General features: G+C 43.4%; 23 protein-coding genes. 4 read left to right on the forward strand and 19 right to left on the reverse strand.

Going from position 1 to position 21,417, the window contains the following annotated elements; all coding sequences use genetic code 11:
• Positions 1 to 5: 5 nt before the first annotated feature.
• From acpP to ACQ96U_RS07110, 6 genes are all read right to left on the reverse strand, one after another.
• Complete coding sequence (gene acpP / locus ACQ96U_RS07085) at positions 6 to 239, reverse strand: acyl carrier protein (RefSeq protein WP_027708677.1); 234 nt, start codon at positions 237 to 239, stop codon at positions 6 to 8.
• Between the two features lie 167 nt (positions 240 to 406).
• Positions 407 to 1,144, reverse strand: a complete 738-nt coding sequence (fabG, locus tag ACQ96U_RS07090) for a 3-oxoacyl-ACP reductase FabG (protein ID WP_431720541.1) — start codon at positions 1,142 to 1,144, stop codon at positions 407 to 409.
• A 25-nt stretch (positions 1,145 to 1,169) separates the two neighbouring features.
• Positions 1,170 to 2,114 (reverse strand): ACP S-malonyltransferase, encoded by a 945-nt coding sequence (fabD, locus tag ACQ96U_RS07095; protein WP_431720542.1) that lies wholly within the window; start codon positions 2,112 to 2,114, stop codon positions 1,170 to 1,172.
• 238 nt (positions 2,115 to 2,352) lie between these two features.
• Positions 2,353 to 3,363, reverse strand: a complete 1,011-nt coding sequence (plsX, locus tag ACQ96U_RS07100; RefSeq protein WP_431720543.1) for a phosphate acyltransferase PlsX — start codon at positions 3,361 to 3,363, stop codon at positions 2,353 to 2,355.
• 3 nt (positions 3,364 to 3,366) lie between these two features.
• Positions 3,367 to 3,549, reverse strand: a complete 183-nt coding sequence (rpmF, locus tag ACQ96U_RS07105) for a 50S ribosomal protein L32 (RefSeq protein WP_215819701.1) — start codon at positions 3,547 to 3,549, stop codon at positions 3,367 to 3,369.
• A 23-nt stretch (positions 3,550 to 3,572) separates the two neighbouring features.
• Positions 3,573 to 4,109, reverse strand: a complete 537-nt coding sequence (locus tag ACQ96U_RS07110) for a YceD family protein (protein ID WP_431720544.1) — start codon at positions 4,107 to 4,109, stop codon at positions 3,573 to 3,575.
• A 219-nt stretch (positions 4,110 to 4,328) separates the two neighbouring features.
• Here ACQ96U_RS07110 and ACQ96U_RS07115 point away from each other — a divergent pair, with 219 nt between their 5' ends.
• Positions 4,329 to 4,934: a Maf family protein gene (locus ACQ96U_RS07115; protein ID WP_431720545.1), complete on the forward strand. Its 606-nt coding sequence runs from the start codon at positions 4,329 to 4,331 to the stop codon at positions 4,932 to 4,934.
• A 73-nt stretch (positions 4,935 to 5,007) separates the two neighbouring features.
• Here the strand turns inward: ACQ96U_RS07115 and ACQ96U_RS07120 are convergent, their stop codons facing one another.
• From ACQ96U_RS07120 to rluC, 3 genes are all read right to left on the reverse strand, one after another.
• A complete protein-coding gene (locus tag ACQ96U_RS07120; RefSeq protein WP_431720606.1) occupies positions 5,008 to 6,000 on the reverse strand; it encodes a S49 family peptidase in 993 nt (330 codons plus the stop codon).
• A gap of 121 nt (positions 6,001 to 6,121) precedes the next feature.
• On the reverse strand, positions 6,122 to 6,790 hold the full coding sequence (locus ACQ96U_RS07125; protein ID WP_431720546.1) for an HAD family hydrolase: 669 nt from the start codon (positions 6,788 to 6,790) through the stop codon (positions 6,122 to 6,124).
• A complete protein-coding gene (gene rluC / locus ACQ96U_RS07130; protein ID WP_431720547.1) occupies positions 6,787 to 7,761 on the reverse strand; it encodes a 23S rRNA pseudouridine(955/2504/2580) synthase RluC in 975 nt (324 codons plus the stop codon). Before rluC ends, ACQ96U_RS07125 begins: the two co-directional genes overlap by 4 nt.
• Positions 7,762 to 8,347: 586 nt before the next feature.
• Between rluC and rne the strand changes: the two genes are divergently transcribed.
• On the forward strand, positions 8,348 to 11,245 hold the full coding sequence (rne, locus tag ACQ96U_RS07135) for a ribonuclease E (RefSeq protein ID WP_431720548.1): 2,898 nt from the start codon (positions 8,348 to 8,350) through the stop codon (positions 11,243 to 11,245).
• Positions 11,246 to 11,337: 92 nt separating this feature from the next.
• On the opposite strand, the gene murB is transcribed toward rne, so the two are convergent.
• The 8 genes from murB to ACQ96U_RS07175 form a co-directional block, all read right to left on the reverse strand.
• Positions 11,338 to 12,351 carry a UDP-N-acetylmuramate dehydrogenase gene (murB, locus tag ACQ96U_RS07140; RefSeq protein WP_431720549.1) on the reverse strand — a complete coding sequence of 338 codons (1,014 nt, stop codon included), beginning with the start codon at positions 12,349 to 12,351 and terminating at the stop codon, positions 11,338 to 11,340.
• Complete coding sequence (locus ACQ96U_RS07145) at positions 12,348 to 12,815, reverse strand: low molecular weight protein-tyrosine-phosphatase (protein ID WP_431720607.1); 468 nt, start codon at positions 12,813 to 12,815, stop codon at positions 12,348 to 12,350. The genes murB and ACQ96U_RS07145 overlap by 4 nt, the downstream gene beginning before the upstream one ends.
• Before the next feature lie 14 nt (positions 12,816 to 12,829).
• Positions 12,830 to 13,597: a 3-deoxy-manno-octulosonate cytidylyltransferase gene (gene kdsB / locus ACQ96U_RS07150; protein ID WP_431720550.1), complete on the reverse strand. Its 768-nt coding sequence runs from the start codon at positions 13,595 to 13,597 to the stop codon at positions 12,830 to 12,832.
• Positions 13,598 to 13,641: 44 nt separating this feature from the next.
• Positions 13,642 to 13,830 (reverse strand): Trm112 family protein, encoded by a 189-nt coding sequence (locus ACQ96U_RS07155; protein ID WP_215819707.1) that lies wholly within the window; start codon positions 13,828 to 13,830, stop codon positions 13,642 to 13,644.
• A 101-nt stretch (positions 13,831 to 13,931) separates the two neighbouring features.
• Entirely contained in the window at positions 13,932 to 14,927 is a 996-nt protein-coding gene (gene lpxK, locus ACQ96U_RS07160; protein ID WP_431720551.1) for a tetraacyldisaccharide 4'-kinase, read from the reverse strand.
• Positions 14,928 to 14,975: 48 nt separating this feature from the next.
• On the reverse strand, positions 14,976 to 15,404 hold the full coding sequence (locus tag ACQ96U_RS07165) for an ExbD/TolR family protein (protein WP_431720552.1): 429 nt from the start codon (positions 15,402 to 15,404) through the stop codon (positions 14,976 to 14,978).
• Positions 15,401 to 16,039 (reverse strand): MotA/TolQ/ExbB proton channel family protein, encoded by a 639-nt coding sequence (locus ACQ96U_RS07170; protein ID WP_215819710.1) that lies wholly within the window; start codon positions 16,037 to 16,039, stop codon positions 15,401 to 15,403. Before ACQ96U_RS07170 ends, ACQ96U_RS07165 begins: the two co-directional genes overlap by 4 nt.
• Before the next feature lie 61 nt (positions 16,040 to 16,100).
• Positions 16,101 to 18,407, reverse strand: coding sequence for a DNA internalization-related competence protein ComEC/Rec2 (locus ACQ96U_RS07175; RefSeq protein ID WP_431720553.1), 2,307 nt, complete (start codon positions 18,405 to 18,407; stop codon positions 16,101 to 16,103).
• Between the two features lie 71 nt (positions 18,408 to 18,478).
• Between ACQ96U_RS07175 and ACQ96U_RS07180 the strand changes: the two genes are divergently transcribed.
• Both ACQ96U_RS07180 and ACQ96U_RS07185 read left to right on the forward strand, forming a co-directional pair.
• Positions 18,479 to 19,009 (forward strand): DUF2062 domain-containing protein, encoded by a 531-nt coding sequence (locus ACQ96U_RS07180; RefSeq protein WP_431720554.1) that lies wholly within the window; start codon positions 18,479 to 18,481, stop codon positions 19,007 to 19,009.
• Positions 19,010 to 19,045: 36 nt separating this feature from the next.
• The gene (locus ACQ96U_RS07185; protein WP_431720555.1) at positions 19,046 to 19,354 is read left to right on the forward strand and encodes a hypothetical protein; all 309 of its coding nucleotides are present in this window, start codon (positions 19,046 to 19,048) and stop codon (positions 19,352 to 19,354) included.
• 83 nt (positions 19,355 to 19,437) lie between these two features.
• On the opposite strand, the gene lolD is transcribed toward ACQ96U_RS07185, so the two are convergent.
• Together lolD and ACQ96U_RS07195 are read right to left on the reverse strand one after the other, a co-directional pair.
• On the reverse strand, positions 19,438 to 20,124 hold the full coding sequence (lolD, locus tag ACQ96U_RS07190) for a lipoprotein-releasing ABC transporter ATP-binding protein LolD (protein ID WP_431720556.1): 687 nt from the start codon (positions 20,122 to 20,124) through the stop codon (positions 19,438 to 19,440).
• Positions 20,117 to 21,361: a lipoprotein-releasing ABC transporter permease subunit gene (locus ACQ96U_RS07195; protein WP_431720557.1), complete on the reverse strand. Its 1,245-nt coding sequence runs from the start codon at positions 21,359 to 21,361 to the stop codon at positions 20,117 to 20,119. Before ACQ96U_RS07195 ends, lolD begins: the two co-directional genes overlap by 8 nt.
• Between the last annotated feature and the right edge of the window lie 56 nt (positions 21,362 to 21,417).

Consider the following 21,417-nt stretch of genomic DNA (forward strand, 5'->3'; position numbering starts at 1 on the left):
AAGAATTACTGATTAGCGATAATGTAATCAATCGCTTCTTGAACAGTAGTAATTTTTTCTGCTTCCTCATCAGGAATTTCAGTTTCAAATTCTTCCTCAAGGGCCATTACCAACTCAACAGTGTCCAGTGAGTCTGCGCCAAGATCTTCAACGAATGAAGCATTGTTAGTTACTTCTTCTTCTTTAACACTAAGCTGTTCACAAACAATTTTTTTGACGCGCTCTTCAATGGTACTCATACCTAGTTTTGCTCCTATGTAAACAGATGCAGCCTTGCTGCTGTGTAAGTTTATAAAACCGACTGTAAAAAAGTGCAAGTTTAATAAGCAACCTGCGACCTTAAATAACCGCAAAAATCCAAATGAGTTAGCTTTAATTGGTATTAACAACTAAAGCCAACACAGGGTTAACCCATGTACATACCACCATTGACATGCACAGTCTCACCCGTAATGTATGCCGCAGCATCCCCAGCTAGAAAAGCGACCACAGAGGCAATCTCATTAGGATCACCCAAGCGATTTAAAGGAATTTGCTCAAGCAATTTTGCACGGTGAGCTTCTGGTAATTCTCGCGTCATGTCGGTATCAATGAAACCTGGGGCGACAGCATTAACTGTAATTCCTCGAGCGCCAATTTCACGAGCTAATGCACGAGTAAAGCCTTCAATACCTGCTTTAGATGCAGCATAGTTGCTTTGTCCTGCATTACCCATTGAACCTACGACAGAACTCACATTAATAATTCGTCCCCAACGTGCTTTGGTCATTGCCTTTAAACACGCCTTAGAAATTCGAAACGCAGCAGTTAAATTGGTATCCAAAACTTGCTGCCAATCTTCAAGCTTCAGACGAAGCATTAAATTATCACGAGTAATCCCTGCATTATTGACAATAATCAGCGGTGCACCAAATTCATCTGTTATTTGCTTAATAACAGCATCAACTTGTTCTGCATCAGTCACATCCATTGCATAGCCACGGCCAGCAATATTTTTTTCAGCTAATGCAGCAGAAATACGATCAGCACTACCGCTTGTTGTACCAGTACCAATTACAGTTGCACCTGCAAGCCCCAACTGCTCCGCAATGGCCTTACCTATACCCCGCGTTGCTCCAGTAACTAGGGCGACTTTACCTTGCATGTGTTTTTCACCTTTTTCTAAACACTTATACAGCGACGCTTGTTGACGAGAGAACTTTACTCATCAAATCAGGTGTTTCTAAAGATGACACCTGTAATTTACGTTGAATTCGTTTATTTAAGCCTGATAATACTTTGCCAGGTCCACATTCGATAATAGTTTCAACCTCAGCTGCAAGCATCGTATTGATTGTAGCCACCCATTGAACCGGGCTGTAGAGTTGCTCAATCAACTGTGCTCTAATCACTTCTGGTGTTTCTGTAACTTGTCCTGAAACATTCTGTACAACTGGCGTTTCAGGTAAAGCAATCTCTATAGCTGATAATATTTCGGCCAACTGCTCTGCTGCAGGCTTCATTAATGCGCAATGAGAGGGAACACTCACAGGTAATTTAACTACCTTTTTGGCGCCCAGAGCTTCAGCTTCACTAATGGCCTTATCCACTGCCGCCGCTTGTCCCGCAATAACAACCTGACCAGGTGAATTGAAGTTAACAGGAGAAACAAGACCTGCATCTGCAGCCTGATCACATGCCTGTTGCACCATGTTATCATCAAGGCCTAGAACTGCAGCCATAGCGCCCTGCCCTTCAGGGACAGCAGCTTGCATCAACTGCCCACGACGCTTAACTAAGCGAACAGCATCCACTAAGCTTATACTTTTAGCACATACCAGTGCTGAATATTCTCCCAGACTATGACCAGCCATAAATATGGGCTTGGCACCACCTAGCGCTTGCCATGCACGCCAGATAGCTACACTGGAAGCTAATAAGGCCGGCTGTGTGTTTTCAGTTTGGTTCAACACATCAGCAGGTCCTTCAAAAATGAGTCTGCGCAAATCTAAACTAATCGCATCAGAAGCTTCTGTCAGGGTTTCATTGATCTCAGGGTATTGATCGGCCAACAGTTGAAGCATACCAACTTGTTGTGAACCTTGCCCTGGAAAAACAAACGCAATTTTACTCATAACAATGAAATTCTTCTCAGTTTATAAATGCGCGCCAATTATAGGCGATGGTAAATGAGACTCATAGTAAAAATATGTTGCTGGTAAATTACAAAGCTATTATCTTGCAATATTTAGCCTTAAATAATACACCGAATAATTACCAAAAAAATGTAAACTGATAGCCTTTTTAATTCAATCTTTCTGCACTAAAACACAATATTATCCACATTGCGATTAAAAAACTGGACTGCATATTTTATGAGACTAATAGTTTTTCCAGCTCTTTAGACAACAGGTCAGGAATATTTTTTTCTACTTCATTAACCGCTAGACCAATAGCCTGTTGTAATGCCAGAGCGTCTGCAGCACCATGGCTTTTCACGACCACCTCCTGCAGTCCCAGCAAACTAGCACCATTATAATAACGAGGGTCTAACTGCTGTTGTATTGTTTTCAGTACTGGCTGTGCTAGCAAAGCCAGCAACCTGCCCCACCAAACCTGCTGAAAGGCATTGATTACTGTATTTTTTATATAAGCCGCTAAACCTTCACTTACTTTCAATGCAACATTGCCAACAAAGCCATCACACACAACAACATTTACTTTATTTTTATAAATATCATCGCCTTCCACAAAACCACAGTAATTAATGTCATCATTATCCTGTAGTAACTGTGATGCTAACCTAACAGGTTCATTACCTTTTGTTTCTTCAACACCAACATTTAATAAGCTTACTGTTGGCTCAGATATATCATGTAGCAAACGGACTAAACAACTGCCCATAACAGCAAATTGGTAGAGCTGATCCGCACTACATCCAACATTGGCACCAATATCCAGCAAATACGTCACGCTCTGCTCTCTGGGCAAACGGGTAATAATCGCTGGCCGATCAATACCTGGCAACGTACGCACGATGACTTTACCCAGTGCCATTAAAGCACCAGTATTACCAGCACTGACACAGGCCTGAGCCTGCCCCTCTGCCACTAACTCTAACGCAACACGCATAGATGCTTTTTTTTTCATGCGTATTGCTTGGACAGGTTTATCTGTCATTGTGATCACTTCAGGTGCATGAACCACCTGCAACCGATGTTGCACCTGAGTAGACTGACCACTCAACAGCTCACCAATAACTGCAGCATCACCCACTAGCAGTAGTTTAAGATGAGGATGAATTGAAAGACATTGGAGAGCTGCTGTCAGTGAGGCATGGGGACCATAATCCCCACCCATCACATCAAAGGCAATTGTAGCCAAGAATTACTCGTCGTCGTTGTTAGATACAACTTTACGACCACGGTAGAAACCATCTGGAGAAACGTGGTGGCGGCGATGAGTCTCACCAGTAGCCGCATCAAGACTTAATGCAGCAGTAGAAAGTCCATCATGCGCACGACGCATACCACGCTTAGAACGAGTTTTACGGTTCTGTTGAACAGCCATGCTTTAGCTCCTGATTAATTAAGTTAGGTATCAGTTTTTAACGATGCCAACACCTGAAAAGGGTTTTCTCTAGATGGTGTATTTGCTTCAGCGTTACCACCATCTGGATCAGATGCTTCAACGTTGCCCTCAAAGTGACATTCTGTTAGCTCATGTCTTGCAACTATTGGTAGTGCCAATATGAGTTCGTCTTCTACCAAGTCTGTTAGCGCTACATTAGTTTCTGCAACAATAACAGGGTCATAATGTGCAGGAACCGCTTTTGCCGCTTCCTCATGCCAAACAATAGCTAAATTACACGTCACTGATAAAGGTAAGCGCATAACTTGCAAGCAACGTTGACACGTCAACTTTACCTCTATAGACAATGTGCCCTGAACGACATAGAAGCCCTCTTCATCTACTAAAAACTGCAGATCAAGTGCTACTTCACCGCTCGGATCTAATATCGCCTCGGCAAACCTGGACAGGTCAGTGACTAAAATACTGCCTGCAATGCGGGTTTCAGCATGTGCCAGTTTGCGAGGATTAATACTTAATGGTAATTGCCCAGTTAACATAAGCGCGCAATGATAGGGATATGGATGGTATCTGTCAAAAGATTTTAATGGGATAACGTCTTATATGCTTTAACCTATATACTGAAATAAACTACTCTCCTTTAATCTATCTTTAAAAATACTGTTATTATGCAGCATAAACGAAACCAACATGCACAGAGTAACTTTTTTAGTTAAATTGCTCATGACTACTTTTCTATTAATAACTCTCCTTTACCTATGAATGCTACTTCAACCTTCCCCCCCATAATTCTTGCATCCTCCTCCCGCTATCGGCAGCAGCTCCTACAACGCTTGAATATTCCCTTCTCTGCCTGCTCCCCTGAGGTTGATGAGCATCCAGAAGAAGGGGAAAGTGCTAGTCAACTCGCCTACCGATTAGCAACTGCTAAAGCCTATGCACTCTCTCCGCAGCACCCTGAGGCCTTGATTATTGGTTCCGATCAAGTCGCAGCACTTGATGAGCTGATTCTTACCAAGCCTCTCAACAAAGCAACCGCTTTCAGTCAGCTTAAACAGTGCCAAAGTCGTCAAGTGACTTTTTTTACGGGCTTATGTGTTCTTGATAGCAACCATCAACAACATAAAACCATTGTAGAACCCGTAGTAGTAAAGTTCCGTGAGCTAACAGATCAAGAAATACACGACTATATTGAGCAGGAGCAGCCATTAGACTGTGCAGGTAGTTTTAAATGTGAAGGGCTTGGTATTGCACTATTTGAGTACATCAACAGTCAAGACCCAAATACCTTAATTGGGCTGCCATTGATTCAACTAGTTAGTCTTCTTAAGGAATTTGGTATTAACCCATTATTACAACACTGATAGTGTCATATACCACAGGAGATACTTGCAATACCAATATCTATCAAAGGGTATTGCAAGCAAGCAGTAAGTCTTAGCGTAATTTCATTTCTTGAGATAAGCCAAGCTTGTTACTAATAGCATTTCCCATGCTTGTCCCTAAACCTTCAACAAATCGTTCCAAGGGATTTTCTTGTGGCGTAAAGTCAACAATATTTTCTTCTTTGACTATTTCTCTAGCGACATAGCTAGTACTACCAAGCCCATCAATCAGACCTAAAGAAAGCGCTTGCTCCCCAGACCAAACCAGTCCACTAAAGAGTTTAGGGTCATCCTTAAGCCTATCACCCCGCCCTTTCTTAACACTACTAATAAACTGCTTATGTGTTGTATTGAGTACAGTCTGCCAGAACTTTGTTTCTGAATCATTCTGCGGTAAGAAAGGATCCAAGAAACCTTTATGCTCGCCTGCTGTATATACCCGGCGACTGACGCCGACTTTATCCATCACTTCAACAAAACCAAAACCAGAAGCAACAACACCAATTGAGCCAACCAAACTGGCTTTATCTGCATATATTTCATCTGCTGCAGCAGCGATGTAATAAGCGCCCGAAGCGCCTAAGTCCATAATGACGGCATAGACTTTAATATCAGGGTGTAAGCTACGCTGGCGTTTGATTTCATCATAAACATAACCCGCCTGCACAGGGGAACCACCAGGACTATTAATACGCAAGATAACCGCTTTCGTGTTTTTATCTTTAAATGCAGCTCGAAGCCCTGTCACAATCGCATCTGCATTTGCCGCTTCATCAGCGGCAATAACCCCACTAATTTCAACTAGAGCAGTATGATCACCTGACTTGACCATTGCATCTTTACTGATACCCCCCAAGGTAAACAAATAAAGTAATACAAAAAGATAGATAAACGTCAGCAACTTAAAGAAGATACCCCAGCGTCGAGTACGACGCTTTTCGACCAAAATACCACCAACTAAACCTTCGATAAGCTGCCACTCTTTATTGCTAGCCTCAGGCTTACTAGCATTATTGCGACTTTGTCCTAATGTTGTTTCTTTCATAGTGGATGTGTTATGTCCAGGCTCAATTACAGCAGAAGCGTCATCATCCTCTCGCCACGGCTTATTTTCGGACTCAGGTCTGTCGGTACTGTCTGTCATGTCAAAACCCTATATTGCAACATTAAACCACTAGGCTTTTTTGTAACCACTTAACCAGCTCACTAAAATGGTCGACACATAAAACGGGTTGGTATTTCTGCAAACGATCCAGGTGATGAGCACCATAACTAACCGCCACACAATCCATACCTATATCTGAAGCCATCGCCATGTCAAACTCAGTGTCGCCAACCATAAGTGCCTGATGAGTCTGAAGCTGAAGTACTTCAAGTATTTCCCACAGCATTTGAGGATGCGGCTTTGAATGAGTTTCATCAGCACACCGTGTCACCTCAAATAGGTCATCCCAACTTTTTGCAGCTAGCGCACGGTTCAACCCCTGACGACTTTTTCCAGTAGCAACGGCCAAGGTGAAGCCTGCTTCTCTTAATTGTGACAGCCCCTGAGTCACACCATCAAAACACGCAAGCTGTTTCTGCTCCCACTGACGAAAGTGATAGGTATAACGCTCACGCATTTCAATCTGCCACTGCCCACCAGACAGACTAGGATATAAAGTCTGTAACGCCTCAGATAAACCTAATCCAATGATATTTTGATACTCGTTTCTGGAGAGTATTGGCAGCTGCAAATCGGTGGCAGCCTCTTTCAGACTTTCAGCAATGGCCAACGTTGAATCCAACAACGTGCCATCCCAATCAAAAATAATGGCTTGATACGAGGACTTCATTGCAACTGACTTAAACCTTTCTGTAAATCATCAGGTAATGGGGCCGATATGGTAAAGGGCTTACCGGTTTCGGGCAAGATAAAGCTGATAGCTGCCGCATGAAGGAAAAGACGCTTTATCCCCAAAGAACGCATATCAACATTAGTTTCAGCTAAACCATACTTTTCATCGCCGATGATTGGATGTCCGGCATACTGTGAGTGAACCCGAATTTGGTGGGTACGCCCAGTAATAGGTTTTGCTTCCACCAACGTTGTATTTTTATACCTCGTTAACACCCTAAATTCTGTAGTAGATGGTTTCCCAGAACTATCCACTTTTACCATTCGCTCCCCAGATTGCAGGGTATTTTTTTGTAAGGGCACATTGATAATTTTCTTACGTGAAGGCCAACGACCCGCAACCAAAGCATGGTACACCTTATGTACCTGATCCTCTCTAAGCTGTTGGTGCAAATGCCGTAGTACACTCTTCTTTTTGGCAACCAATAAACAACCTGAGGTATCTCGGTCTAACCGATGCACAAGCTCAAGCACTTTACTCTGTGGCCGCAATTGTCTTAACACTTCAATAACACCCAGTTTAATACCACTTCCTCCATGCACTGCAAGACCAGATGGTTTATTGATAACAAGCAAACCTCCATCCTCATAAATAATGGCATCTTCCACTTGCTGTAATTGCTGCGGCCTAGCCTTTGGTTGCTTATCCCTTGCATCAGAAACACGAATGGGGGGAAGTCGAAGCTTATCGCCAGAGGCTAATCGATAGTGCGCTTTAATGCGTGATTTGTTTACACGAATTTCACCTTTACGTAATAGTCGGTAGATGTGAGTTAACGGAACCCCTTTCAAGAGGACTTTTAACATATTATCAATACGCTGACCGGCATACTCATCCGTGACGACCAGGTGCTGAACTTGACTAAAGTCTGCAGCAGTTACTGCATGGAGAGTTGAATCATTACTCATAATAATAGTGTAATAGTTTTTAAGCAGATTGAAGCACTTACGAATTACTGATATAGTTCGCGACCTGCTATAATCGGAATAATGCACCAAAAGTCAAACATTTAACGGTGCAAAGCAGCAATTTTTTTTGTCTTGACCGTATTTATGGCAATACACAGAGTTTGTTCATGCCATTTGAACTAGTCATCAAGACATACAATTAATGGCGTATCTTTAATACAGTTGATACGTTAAGTTTAACACTGGGCCTTGAGTTTACATGTGCCCACATATCAGCCTTTATATGTGAAAGGTGGCGACGTCCAATCATCCTGACGCAAACACATATGTAATCGTATAAATCACATACCAACGTGGGAGATTGGCCTTTTGCCAGGTAATTGCAGCGGCTTTTAACATACAATAAAGCCGCACAGAGCATCTGCAAAATGGGACGTTAGACCGAATAAATTTGCTAACCACGCTTCAGCATTGAGAACGATTAATTTTCTGAGCGTGGCCTAAAATAGCACCTTCACAATAAAATAATGATAGGTGGTGCCAATGTAATGCTCATGGCGTTGCAACTATTGGTACTACAAACCATATGAAGAGAATGTTAATTAATGCAACTCAACGAGAAGAGTTGCGTGTTGCGCTGGTTGATGGACAGCGCTTGTATGATTTAGATATTGAGTCAGGAGCAAGGGAGCAGAAAAAAGCCAACATTTACAAAGGACGTATAACCCGCATAGAACCTAGCCTGGAAGCTGCATTTGTAGATTTTGGGGCTGAGCGTCATGGCTTCTTGCCTTTAAAAGAGATCTCTCGAGAATACTTTGCGAAACAGCCACATGAAATTCAGGGGCGCATCAATATTCGTGATGTGGTATCTGAAGGCCAGGAAGTCATCATCCAAGTCGACAAAGAAGAGCGTGGGAATAAAGGTGCAGCCCTTACAACACTTGTAAGCTTAGCAGGTCGTTACCTCGTTTTAATGCCAAATAACCCTCGTGCAGGAGGGATATCTCGTCGCATTGAAGGTGAAGAGCGAGCTGAGTTACGCGAAGCAATGAGCCAGCTTAATATTCCTTCTGAAATGGGTGTTATTGTTCGTACGGCAGGTTTAGGTCGAACTCGTGATGAATTACAGTGGGACTTAGACTACCTTCTCCACCTCTGGAACTCTATTAAAGACGCCGCACAGAAAAAACCAGCACCATTTCTTATCTATCAAGAAAGTAATGTCATTATCAGAGCCATTCGCGACTACTTACGCCATGATATTGGTGAGGTATTAGTCGATGATGAAGCCGTTTATAGCGATGCTTTACGCTTTGTTGAGCAAGTCATTCCTCAATACCGCAATCGCATCAAACTTTATCAAGACTCTATTCCATTGTTTAATCGTTTTCAGATCGAAAGCCAAATAGAAACAGCCTTCCAACGTGAAGTTAAGCTGCCTTCTGGAGGTTCTATTGTAATAGACCCTACTGAAGCACTGGTATCCATCGATATTAACTCTGCACGTGCAACGCGCGGTGGCGATATTGAAGAAACAGCCTTGCAAACAAACCTTGAAGCGGCAGACGAAATTGCCCGCCAGCTTCGACTACGTGATATTGGTGGCTTAGTCGTTATTGACTTCATTGATATGGGGCCACTTCGCAATCAACGTGAAGTTGAATCTCGGATGCGCGACTCCTTACAAATGGACCGAGCTCGCGTTCAAGTAGGTCGTATTTCACGCTTTGGCTTAATGGAAATGTCCCGTCAGCGACTACGCCCTTCCCTGGGAGAAACCAGTGGTGTTGTCTGCCCTCGCTGTAATGGTCAAGGAATTATTCGTGATGTAGGTTCTTTATCATTGGCAATCCTTCGTGTTTTAGAGGAGGAAGCGCTAAAAGAACGAACAGCAGAAATACGCGCCCAAGTACCTGTAGTGGTTGCGACCTTTTTGCTGAATGAAAAACGTGCTGCCATTGCGGATATTGAATCTCGTAATTCTATTCAGGTTATCATTATCCCTAATCCAAACCTTGAAACGCCTCACTTTGAAGTTCAACGTTTGCGTGAAGACCAAGTCAGTCAAGGTGAAAATGAGTTCAACTACGAGCAAGAAACTCAAATAGAGACAGAAAGTATTGAACTCAGTGCGGGAAGAGGCATTCGTCAAGAGGCCGCAGTCAAAAACATTGCCCCCGTTCAACCTGCACCTGTTCCTAGCAAGCCAGGTCTCTTCAAATCTCTTATGAGCTCTATCAGTGGGTTGTTTACCAGTGAATCAACTCCTACTACTGAAAAGCCTTTGGCAAGCCGGCCAAAAGAAGATGGCCGAACTCGCAGCACTCAAGGAAAGCGTGGAGAAGCTCGTACGAGTAATCGCCGTCCTTCGCGTCAACAAGACAGCCAAGACCGCTCATCCAAACCAAGCAGTAAAGACTTTTCTGGAGACTCTCGTGGAGAGAGAACCCGTGGCAAGTCTCAACAGCGCCCACCTAAACGTCGGGATCGTTCAGAAACCCAGGCAAGTGTTGAAACGACAACACACACTGAGCAGAGAGAGGCTGTTGCAGATTCTTACACAGAGAATACAAACCCTAAGCGTAGACCCAGAGGTAATGGCAGTAGCCAACCACAAAGACGTAAAAGTAACCGCCCCTCTCAACGCCAAAAAGATGAGGATCAGAAAGAGCAGGAGTTTTTTGCTCAACCACTAAAGACTGAAACAACACAGCGAGATACTACTCACGAACAGTCATCAGCCTCTGTTTACGAGTCAACAACCTGTCAGGATACAGGACAGGATTCAAAACCTTCTGAGAATCAAGTAAAAACTGATCAGGAGCCGTCTTCCTATAACAAACCAACGGCATTATCGGCTCAGCAACCCTCTTCTTTGAATGAGTCTTCACAAACAGTTGAGGGCAAACCTGAGGTTACAGCAAGCAAAAAAGAAGAAACACATCAAGAAACTACTAGCACACCAGCAGTAGAAAGCCGCAAAGAGGCTGCAGCACCACAAACTGCGAAACCCGCAGCAGAGGAGCACGTTATATCTGTTTTTGATACAAAAGCGGCAGAAGCAAAAACAGATACAGTTGAAGAGCCTAGTCAAAAACCTGTTACAACTCAGGCAGAAGAACCTGCGGCTCAAACCAGTAGCAAACCAAAACGTCGTCGAGGTAGAGCGCAGAATGATCCTCGTCATAAGCGTAAGCAGCAAGCTCAGAAGGCGGCAAGTGAAGCCACTACAAGCTCACAAGCAGCAGAGGTAACACCTACACAGTTACAAAGTGAGCCATCTGCACCAAGTGCCAAACCTACACACTTAGCTGCAGACTTAGCAGAAGTTTTACATACACCGACAGAACCACCAAAAAGTGCTTCTGCGGTTATGAACTTGGAGCCAGTAGCTGATTATCAAACAGTTAAACCGCAAACCAAGAAAACCTCTGAAGCTTCAACTACAGAGCCTGTTGAGGAAGCATCACGAGACGCATAACGCGCCTTAAACAAAATATCAACAACAGAGGTTAGTCCTCTGTTGTTGATACTCTAAAGCCAACAAAATAAAAAAGCCTTCTATTTGGCCCGTTATTGAGGGTAAATCCTAGGTTCTATTTCCATTCTTACCGAAAAACGTAACCATACTTGTTGCTGAATATCCCATGCTAAAGACAGCAAATCTTCAACATGGCCTTCCCCATAGTGAACTAAAACCAAGGCTTGATGTTTATACACACCCACCTTACCTTTGCGTATTCCTTTAAAGCCACACTGATCAATTAGCCAACCAGCCGCGAGCTTCCAGCACCCTCCCCCTACGAAATAAGCAACCAGGTTGGGGAAATTTTCCTTTAACACCTGATAGTGATCTTCAGAAATAATTGGATTTTTAAAAAAACTGCCTACATTACCCAAATGCTGTGGATCTGGCAGTTTAGCTTCTCGAACTTTGACAATATAGTCGCTTAACTGCAACGCAGTCTTTGCGTGACTGTCTTGCAATCCAATATAAGACAAATTCGGCGTAAAATTCGACGACAAACGAAAAGCAACTTCAGTGATCACTATTTGATCTCTTAGTTGCTGTTTAAAAATACTATCACGATAAGCAAATGCACAATCACTCGCCTTCAACTGGATGACTTCACCTGAGGCAATATCAATGTAACGCACCCAGTCAATCACATCTTTAACTTCTACCCCATAAGCCCCAATATTTTGAATAGGGCTGGCACCAACTGTACCTGGAATTAAAGATAGATTTTCTAAACCAGAGGCACCTTGGTCTATTGTCCAACGTACAAAACTATGCCAGTTCTCTCCTGCTGCGCCATAAACGACTAACTGTCCATCATTCCCTTGCTCAACACGTCGCCCTTTTAAGCAGACACGCATAACAATACCCGCAAAGTCACTTGAAAATATGGTGTTACTGCCCTCTCCCAAAGGGAGAACAGGTAAATCATACTGCTTGGCAAAAGCAAGAATTTGATGAATATCTACCTCACTAAAAACCTCAACAACCCCCTTGGCTTTAACATCAAAACCCAGGGTATGCCATGGCTTAAGGGTTGCAGACTGTAACGTTAGCTGACCTGTCACGATGGAATCCTGTACTGCTGACAAATATGCTGAAGTAATCCTCTTGCCCCTTGTTCGACGAGGTCAAGCACATCACTAAACCCATCCGGCCCACCATAGTATGGATCAGGCACCTCGAGCTGACTCACCCCCGCATAGTTTAAAAATAACTGTAATTTTTCTTCATGACCTTGAGGACACAACTCACGTAAACAAGCTAAATTACTCTTATCCATGGCGAGAACAAAGTCTGTTGAAAAAAAGTCTTCCAGATTAAACTGCTGAGCCCGAATCATTGATAAGTCATAGCCTCTAGCAGCAGCAACCTGCTGACTCCGGGCATCTGGCTGCTCTCCAATATGGTAAGCCGAGGTTCCAGCAGATGCGACTTCTATGCTATCTACCAAGCCCTTACTATCTACCATATGCTGAAAAACACCATGTGCTGTTGGTGATCGGCAGATATTGCCCAGGCATACAAACATTACCTTAATCAATTCTATCCCCCTAACAGCAGACAAACTCGCTGCAAATCATCATGCGTATCAACACCTCGAGGAGGAGTTACCAACGCTTGTGCTACATGAATTTTCTTACCATGCCACAGCACACGTAATTGCTCCAATGCCTCAGTACGTTCGAGCAGGCAGCCTCCCCAGGAAACAAAGTCATTTAACAAACTGACTCGATAAGCATATATACCAATATGGTGTGATACTGGTAAACCTGCAGGTAGTGTTTGTTGCTGAGCTGAAAACTCATCTCTGGGCCAAGGTATGGGTGCTCTTGAAAAATACAACGCATGATGTTTGGCATCTGTCACTACTTTTACCACATTCGGGTTTTGCATCATTTCCAGCTCAGTAATTGGCTGGCAAAGCGTCGCCATGACAGCATCCCGATCATTGCGTAAGTTATGTGCTACCTGATCAATCAGTGCAGGAGGAATAAGTGGCTCATCACCTTGAACATTCACCACAACAGCATCATCATCCAGCCCAAGTGCACTTGCAGCCTGTTGCAGTCGATCAGTACCTGAAGGATGATCGGCATCCGTCAAACAGACTTCAGCACCAAACTTTTGGGCAGCCGTAACGATATCAGGATGATCTGTTGCAATTACCACACGCTGTGCATTGCTTGCACAAGCTTGCTCATAAACACGCTGAATCATTGGTTTTCCTGCAATATCGGCCAATGGCTTTGCAGGTAACCGGCTTGATGCATAACGTGCAGGAATAATAACGGTGTAGTCCGTTGAGTTCATATGTGTAATCAAATCTAATGGAGTTAATTAAACTAATTTTTCTATTATTTTTTTTGAAGCCGCTCTTCAGTTGAGAGTGTTCTGGCTTCAGACTCAAGCATTACAGGAATATCGTCACGAATGGGAAATGCAAGTCCATCCTGGCGACATACCAATTCTTGCTGCTCACGGGCATAATATAATGCACCTTTACAAAGTGGACAGGCTAATATTTCAAATAGTTTTTTATCCATTCTGCTCACCCCCTATCAGTTCGCCATTTACTTGCTAACCCAACAAGTTACATTTGTTTATACGTTCTTGCTGTAACCCATAACAAGAGCAAGACAACTAGTTAAACAATAGTTGCAGTCTTTGCTAACAATGATGTCCAAAATACCTCAGGTAATTCTGCTTCAACTGCAAGACACCAAAAACGCTCACTGGCAAATGCATGACATTTTACGGCATCTTTTGTAGTCATTATAATAGGATGGTCACTATCAAATATTAAATCCTCTACTTGATACTGATAATGATCAGCAAACACATGCGCTTTAGGCTTAATGCCAAGGCCAGCTAAAGTATTAAAAAAACGATGCGGATTACCAATTCCAGCAACAGCTTCAACAGTTTTCCCTTGCCACTGACTGATATTACTGACCTCACCTGTCTTCAAATTATAAATCCTGACAGGATGCAATTGCATTTCACAAGCAACAACAGGTAGTTTTTTTTCAGGTAAATAAGCACCATTACAAATCACAAAATCAACAGAGTGTAATCTTTCAACAGGTTCTCTAAGTGGCCCCATTGGTAAACAATACCCATTACCCATACCACGCTGTCCATCAATAACCACTACCTCAATATCTCGTGGCAAACGATAGTGCTGCAAACCATCATCAGCAACAATAATATCAACTGCATACTGTTGTATCAGATACTGTGCCGCCTGATACCGATGGGGATCAACAATCACAGGCACCTTTGTCATTTGCCTTAACATAAGTGGCTCATCACCACATATTAAAGCACTGCTTTGCTCATTAACGTCTAAGGGATACTGAGTACCACTGCCACCATATCCCCGACTAATAATACCTACCTGTAACCCCTGTTGCTGCAATTTCTGAACAATAGCCGCAACCACAGGGGTTTTTCCTGTACCACCTACAGCAATATTACCAACAACAATCACGGGTTTAGACAAGGCAGGTGGAGGTTTAGATAGGAAGCTCTTTCGACGTTGACGGGCAATGCACTTAAATAGATAACTCAATGGGTATAAAAGACAGAGCCACTTACTTCCCTGATACCAGGCTTGAGTTATATGCTGTTTTATTGACATTAAAAAACTCGGCATAAAATTAAAAGGGCTTTATAAAAGCCCTTTTAATTATGGAGATGACTCTTCTGCTTTTTGCTTGGTGGTTACGCGTAAATGAACAAACCCCATTTGCCCTGCTGCATCCATTGCGGTTACTACAGCTTGATAAGGGGTATTAGCATCAGCAGTAATGACTAGTGGTAAACTGGTGTCACCATTAGAGACCTTTTGCAAAGCATTTTTAATTGTGGCTATAGAATTATTGACGAGCGCCTGGGAGTTAACAGCATAATTCCCTTGCTTGCTGATCAATATTTCAATCTGCTTAGGTTGCTCAGCCACTTGATTGCCTGAGGCTTCAGGTAGATCGATTTCCAGGTGAGACTCTTTAGTAAACGTAGTCGTGACCATAAAGAAAATCAGCAATAAAAAAACCACGTCTATCAAAGGCGTCAAGTTGACGGTAACATCTTCCCTGGACTGACGCTGGAATTTCACTGCTTACCTACCTCGCTATAGTCCACTTCACGATCACCATGAACCACTTCAACTAACTTCGTTGCCTCTTGTTCCATTGTTACCACCAGCTCATCTACCCGGCGAACAAAAAAGCGATGGAACATTAACGAGGGAATTGCAACCGTTAAGCCTGCTGCAGTAGTAATCAGCGCTTTAGAAATACCACCTGCTAAACTATCAACATTACCTATCGCACTGGCGGCCCCAATTTGATTAAAAACTTCAATCATACCTAGCACAGTACCTAACAACCCTAACAACGGTGCAATTGCTGCAATCGTTCCCAGCGTATTAAGATAACGTTCCAGTTCATGAATGACTCGAGCAGCCGCTTCAGAAATACTTTCTTTCATGATCTCACGACCATGCTTGGAATTGGCTAAACCTGCGGCCAAAATTTCTCCAAGAGGAGAGTTACTTTTTAACTCTTTAAGCTTCTTAGAATCTAACTGCTTGTTTTTGATCCACTTCCAGACTAAGGCTAGAGTATGCTTGGGGGCAATTTTAGTAGCACGCAACGTCCAAATACGCTCAATGCTAATTGCCAATGCCATCACCGAACAAATCAGGATTGGCCACATTAGCCATCCACCGGCTTTGATGATCTCGAACACGACTTCTCCCCTTCATTTACGTTGCGCACACTCTAACACAAACTATCCCTTGACCGAATACCTACCAGTTCACTTTTTCAGACCAATAATGCCGTACATCACGTCGATAAAGTGAAGTAGAAATTAAATCCGAATCAGGGTCATAACTTATCTCTATTGTGCCATCTCGGCTGGTTTGAAGCTCCTTGCTGGATAACAGGTTAACTCTTTTCAATACTGCAGGTGCAGGGTGTTTAAATGGATTAAGATACCCCGCAGAAAATACGACAAAAGTCGGTTGTATATGTTTAAGAAATAGCATAGAAGATGAATATTTACTGCCATGGTGTGCAGCAATCAACACATCAGACTGTAGTTGACCAGCAAACTGTTCAACCAAACGCTGTTCTTCTGTATGACTAATATCTCCAGGAAGGAGTACGCTTAGCCCTGCAGCTGACACATGCAGTACACATGAAGCCTTATTATTATTGTTCTTATGTGGCCCGCCACCCGCTAACATACGAAACGTTACCTGATCCCATTGCCAAAGTTGTCCAGGCAAGCAAGTAGATACTTCAGACGTACTAATTTTAAGCTGTTCTGGAGTACCTGATAGAACATGTGTTACGGGCAACTGTGAAATAATATCCTGCACACCACCACTGTGGTCCTGATCACCATGACTAATTAGCAAGGTATCTATTGCCAACCAGCCTTTATGTTGTAAATAAGGAATTAAAACGGCTTTTGCCGCAGAAAAACTAGGTGAGAATGCCTTACCAGTATCATAAATCAGTAAATGATGCTCAGTTTTTATAACAACAGCTAACCCTTGTCCTACATCCAAAATGGCAATATGAAGTCCACCATTTGGGATATAAGCAGGTTGGGCACAAAAAATTGGCAACCACCAACACCATCCTAACCAGCGTCCAGGAAATCCCGAGGGTAATAGCAACCATAACGCACTCACACAAGCCATAATCAAAGGCAGTCCTTGCAGATGCATTGTCAGCGTTGGCGTTACCAGCGAAGCACTCCAGTGAATTCCCGTCAACAGGCCTTGCGTAGCGATTGATACAGGCATAACAGCCCATTCTGGCGGAAACGATAAAACGGCTAGCAAACTGCTCAGCAAAGCCATGGGCAATAAAATAAAACCAAGATAGGGAATTGCGAGCATATTAATGATAGGACTTAACCAACTCACACTCTGCCCTTGGCTATACAGTAAAGGCCATACAGCCAATATCACAACACATTGCGGCCAAATATGATTAAACGTCCACGAAGGTTTACCAGGCCGATTAGCAAAACGCCAAAGCAAGACGCCTGTAGCGATAAACGAGAACCAAAAACCACTGCTTATCCACGCCAATGGATCCCAGGCAACCACGCCCGCTAGTGCTGATAACCAAAGTGTAATCGGCTTAAACCTTACTCCAACTAACACTCCCAATAACACAACAGTGACCATGATTAACGCGCGCTGTGTTGGTAGAGAGAATCCCGCTAATAATGCATAGCTACAAGCCAAACTCAGAGCAACTATCGCAGCACAACGTGGACGAGAGATAAATGCCCATGGCCAACTGACTAACCGTCCAACAGCATGGACAAACAGCCAACCTAATGTAGCCATCAGGCCAATATGTAATCCAGACACGACTAATAGATGAGCCGTTCCTGTAGCACGAAATGCTTGCCAGGTACTCGCTTGTAAGTACTGTTTATCACCCAAGAGTAAAGCACATAGCACATCATGAACGACTGGTGGCATATAATCACGCCATGATTGGGGCCAGAACCAACGTAACCAATTTACACTATGCCAGGCAGGCGCTATTTGCTGTTGTGTTTGCCGGATATACCCTACTGCACCCACCTTATTTTTAAATAGATACCCCTCGTAGTCCCACGCACCAGGACTCGCAAAACCATGGGGACGCTTTAGTTTTACTATCCAATGCCATATTTCCGTAGGCTGGTAGTCAGCGGAGCCTTGATAATCACTCAGTAAAATAAACTCTGGAGCAGATGTAATTTCTTGTTGAGGTGTGATTAATGAGCGGACTTTAACTAATAATTGCTGGTGATGATCACGCTGTCGGACTTCAGTAATTTCACCTTCAAGTTGCAACGCTTGTTGTTCAGCGCTTTTTGGTAATTGCTGTGCCAAACCAGAATAACCAAAACTATAGCCACGTAACACGCCCAACAAACCAGCCAAAATGATCAGACATAGTATTAACTGGTGGCGTAAACATACACACAATAGGCAGACCACAACTGCAAAAATGCCTATGCTTAGAGTACTTGGCAGTACTGGGATACACCCAATGCCAACACAACCAGCGATAAAAGCCAGTAGAACTTTATGTAACATATTGGTATAGCGCAAACTTTACAGGCATAATACTCCAGCTTTTGACAGTATTTGGTTAGTTGAGCCCTTTCATGCCAAAGAAACTTATCCGTCGATTTTTACCTAGCCCCGAAAAAATTAAAAACAACCGCTCTCTTCGTTATCTTGGAGATCGCATTCATGACCCAAACCTATGGCATTTAAATCGACGATCTGTTGCTGGCGCTTTTTTTGTGGGTATTTTCTGTGCATTCTTACCCATTCCAATGCAAATGCTGGTAGCGGGCGTCTTAGCAATGCTAGTACGCTGTAACCTACCGATATCTATCGCATTGGTCTGGATTACTAACCCTATCACTATGCCTGCCATTTTTTACTTCACCTATAAGGTCGGCTGCTACCTTTTAGGCACACCCGTAAGTGATATAGAGTTCACTATGACGGTAGAATGGTTTGAACATGAACTTGGGCGTATTTGGCAGCCACTTTATTTTGGCTCTATTATTACAGGACTATTTTTAGGTGCTGTGAGCTACTTAACTATTCGCCTCTACTGGCGTTGGCATGTTACCCGTAGTTGGCACAGTCGAAAGCTACGCAAAACGCGACAGCAAAATCATTAGCTTCTTTAAACCAACAATTTGATGTAGTTGAGTGTTATGAGAAAAGGTTACCAAGGTTTCCGTAAAGGTAAAAAGAAAAGTCAGGGTAAAGGCATTTTGGAAGCCATTAACACTGACGGTCCTCATAAAGAATGGTTGGGTATGCCTGAATATTATATCCACACCCTGACCGTTGACGGGGAAAACTACAACTATTTATCGGCTGAACAATCCCTTGAAGTTGTAGTGGGCGATATGGTGGTATTTCGCTATGAAGTGGTAGGAGGAAACCGCCGTATTGACAAACGATCCCTAGGAAAAACCATTGATCCTAGCCAATATCAGGCACCTTCTGAAAACGACTAGCAGCAGCTCATGTAAGAAGCAACCTCAATAAGAGGCTTGCTTCTTTTATTGATGCAAAGCCAATTGCTGCTCAAACGCTAGTATTATGCAGCGATCAGCTCACCCTCAACCAGTTTCAAAACTCTATCCATTTGATTCGCTAAAGCCAAATCATGCGTGACCACCAAAAAGGCCGTCTTTGTGGTTTGACTTAGCTCCTGCATTAGCTCATGAATAGTATGCGCCGTATGCTGATCTAAATTTCCTGTAGGTTCATCCAGCAAAACACAGCAGGGTGTTGTCACTAACGCTCTGGCAATAGCCACCCGCTGCCGCTCACCTCCAGATAGCTCTCCTGGTTTATGATCAAGTCGATGACTTAACCCCACTCGGGTCAGCAGCTCTATCGCCTGTTCTTTAACGGTATTAAGCTTAACCTGAGAGCGCATTAACAAGGGCATAGCAACATTTTCAAGCGCCGTGAACTCTGGTAATAAATGGTGAAACTGATAAACAAAACCCAGCTTACTGTTGCGTAACTGTCCGCGCTCATTTTCACCCATTTTACTGATCTGCTGCCCATCTAGCAGCACCTCACCTTCTGTTGGTGTATCTAATCCACCTAACAGGTTCAATAACGTGGTTTTACCTGAACCAGAGCTCCCTACAATTGCGATTCGTTCACCCGCACTCAGCTGCATGTCCACACGCTTTAGTACTTCAACTTCAGTAGGACCTTCCTGATAACGTTTAACCAACTTTTGACACACTAATACATGCTGATTATTCATAACGCAGTGCCTCTGCAGGTTGAGTACGGGATGCTCGATAGGCAGGATAGAGCGTAGCTAAAAAGCTTAATGACAAGGCAGCAGCTGTAATAATGCCAACATCGCCCCACTGCAACTGTGATGGGAGGTAATCTATAAAATACACATCACCGCTTAAAAATTGTATTTCAAAGGTTTTCTCAATCCAATCCACTATTTCTGGCACATTAGCACCCACAAGTACTCCCAGGATAACCCCAAGTAGCGTGCCTGAAACCCCTATAACAGAGCCCTGTACAATAAAAATGCCCATGATGGTTTTAGTGCTGGCACCAAATGTACGCAAAATAGCAATGTCAGACTGCTTATCTGTCACCACCATGACCAATGTTGAGACAATATTAAATGCTGCTACCGCCACAATAAGGGTAAGCAACAAGCCAATCATGGTTTTTTCCATTTGAATTGCTTGAAATAGACTGCCATGGGTACGGGTCCAATCACTATAATAATAACGCTCATGCAACGTGTTTGCGAGCTTGCCGATATCCTCTCGGGCAGTAAACAAGTCCACCATTTTTAAGCGAATACCCTGCACACCGTCCTTGATACGTAATAGTTTTGCGGCATCCTGATAATGAATAATCGACAAAGAACTATCCAGTTCTGCCCCAACCTCAAAAATACCCACCACATTAAATCGTTTCATTCGAGGAAAAACGCCTGCAGGATTAACAGAGGCATCAGGTAATACCAGTGTAACCTTATCCCCGACTTGCGCTCCCAACCTGCGGGCCACAATATCCCCCAGCACAATATCAAAGTGACCAGGCTTTAAATCTGCCAGTTTACCTGCTCGCATATGCTCATTAACGATTGATACCCGACGTTCAAATTCTGGAGCCACGCCATAGATAGCAACGGGTTGCACCCGTCCATTAGAGGTCAGCATACCCTGCGTATTATTGAAAGGCGCTGCACTAATCACTCTAGGAGAACGTTCCATTTGCTTAATTAAACTTTCCCAGTCCGTAATCGTGCCATACACCTTGGTGATTTTGGCGTGAGGAACCATCCCTAAAATGCGCTGCTTTAATTCCCGATCAAAGCCATTCATAACAGATAACACAATGATCAGGACCATCACTCCTAATACCAGGCCAACAAGTGAAATTAACGAGGTAAATGAAATGAAGTGATTGCGCCGCTTCGCTGCGGTATATCGCAGCCCAATAAACAGTGGTAATGGTTTAAACATGCAGTTTTGCCTTAGCCCTCAATAAATGGCTGCTACACTCTAAAACAGATATTCTT

It is taken from the genome of Zooshikella sp. RANM57 (assembly GCF_050749885.1).
Taxonomy (GTDB): Bacteria; Pseudomonadota; Gammaproteobacteria; order Pseudomonadales; family Zooshikellaceae; genus Zooshikella.

Coding starts and splice junctions, on each gene's coding strand:
- acpP (WP_027708677.1), bottom strand. CDS start 239: ATGAGTACCATTGAAGAGCGCGTCAAAAAAATTGTTTGTGAACAGCTT.
- fabG (WP_431720541.1), bottom strand. CDS start 1,144: ATGCAAGGTAAAGTCGCCCTAGTTACTGGAGCAACGCGGGGTATAGGT.
- fabD (WP_431720542.1), bottom strand. CDS start 2,114: ATGAGTAAAATTGCGTTTGTTTTTCCAGGGCAAGGTTCACAACAAGTT.
- rpmF (WP_215819701.1), bottom strand. CDS start 3,549: ATGGCTGTTCAACAGAACCGTAAAACTCGTTCTAAGCGTGGTATGCGT.
- ACQ96U_RS07110 (WP_431720544.1), bottom strand. CDS start 4,109: ATGTTAACTGGGCAATTACCATTAAGTATTAATCCTCGCAAACTGGCA.
- ACQ96U_RS07115 (WP_431720545.1), top strand. CDS start 4,329: ATGAATGCTACTTCAACCTTCCCCCCCATAATTCTTGCATCCTCCTCC.
- ACQ96U_RS07120 (WP_431720606.1), bottom strand. CDS start 6,000: ATGAAAGAAACAACATTAGGACAAAGTCGCAATAATGCTAGTAAGCCT.
- ACQ96U_RS07125 (WP_431720546.1), bottom strand. CDS start 6,790: ATGAAGTCCTCGTATCAAGCCATTATTTTTGATTGGGATGGCACGTTG.
- rluC (WP_431720547.1), bottom strand. CDS start 7,761: ATGAGTAATGATTCAACTCTCCATGCAGTAACTGCTGCAGACTTTAGT.
- rne (WP_431720548.1), top strand. CDS start 8,348: ATGAAGAGAATGTTAATTAATGCAACTCAACGAGAAGAGTTGCGTGTT.
- ACQ96U_RS07145 (WP_431720607.1), bottom strand. CDS start 12,815: ATGTTTGTATGCCTGGGCAATATCTGCCGATCACCAACAGCACATGGT.
- kdsB (WP_431720550.1), bottom strand. CDS start 13,597: ATGAACTCAACGGACTACACCGTTATTATTCCTGCACGTTATGCATCA.
- ACQ96U_RS07155 (WP_215819707.1), bottom strand. CDS start 13,830: ATGGATAAAAAACTATTTGAAATATTAGCCTGTCCACTTTGTAAAGGT.
- lpxK (WP_431720551.1), bottom strand. CDS start 14,927: ATGTCAATAAAACAGCATATAACTCAAGCCTGGTATCAGGGAAGTAAG.
- ACQ96U_RS07175 (WP_431720553.1), bottom strand. CDS start 18,407: ATGTTACATAAAGTTCTACTGGCTTTTATCGCTGGTTGTGTTGGCATT.
- ACQ96U_RS07180 (WP_431720554.1), top strand. CDS start 18,479: ATGCCAAAGAAACTTATCCGTCGATTTTTACCTAGCCCCGAAAAAATT.
- ACQ96U_RS07185 (WP_431720555.1), top strand. CDS start 19,046: ATGAGAAAAGGTTACCAAGGTTTCCGTAAAGGTAAAAAGAAAAGTCAG.
- lolD (WP_431720556.1), bottom strand. CDS start 20,124: ATGAATAATCAGCATGTATTAGTGTGTCAAAAGTTGGTTAAACGTTAT.
- ACQ96U_RS07195 (WP_431720557.1), bottom strand. CDS start 21,361: ATGTTTAAACCATTACCACTGTTTATTGGGCTGCGATATACCGCAGCG.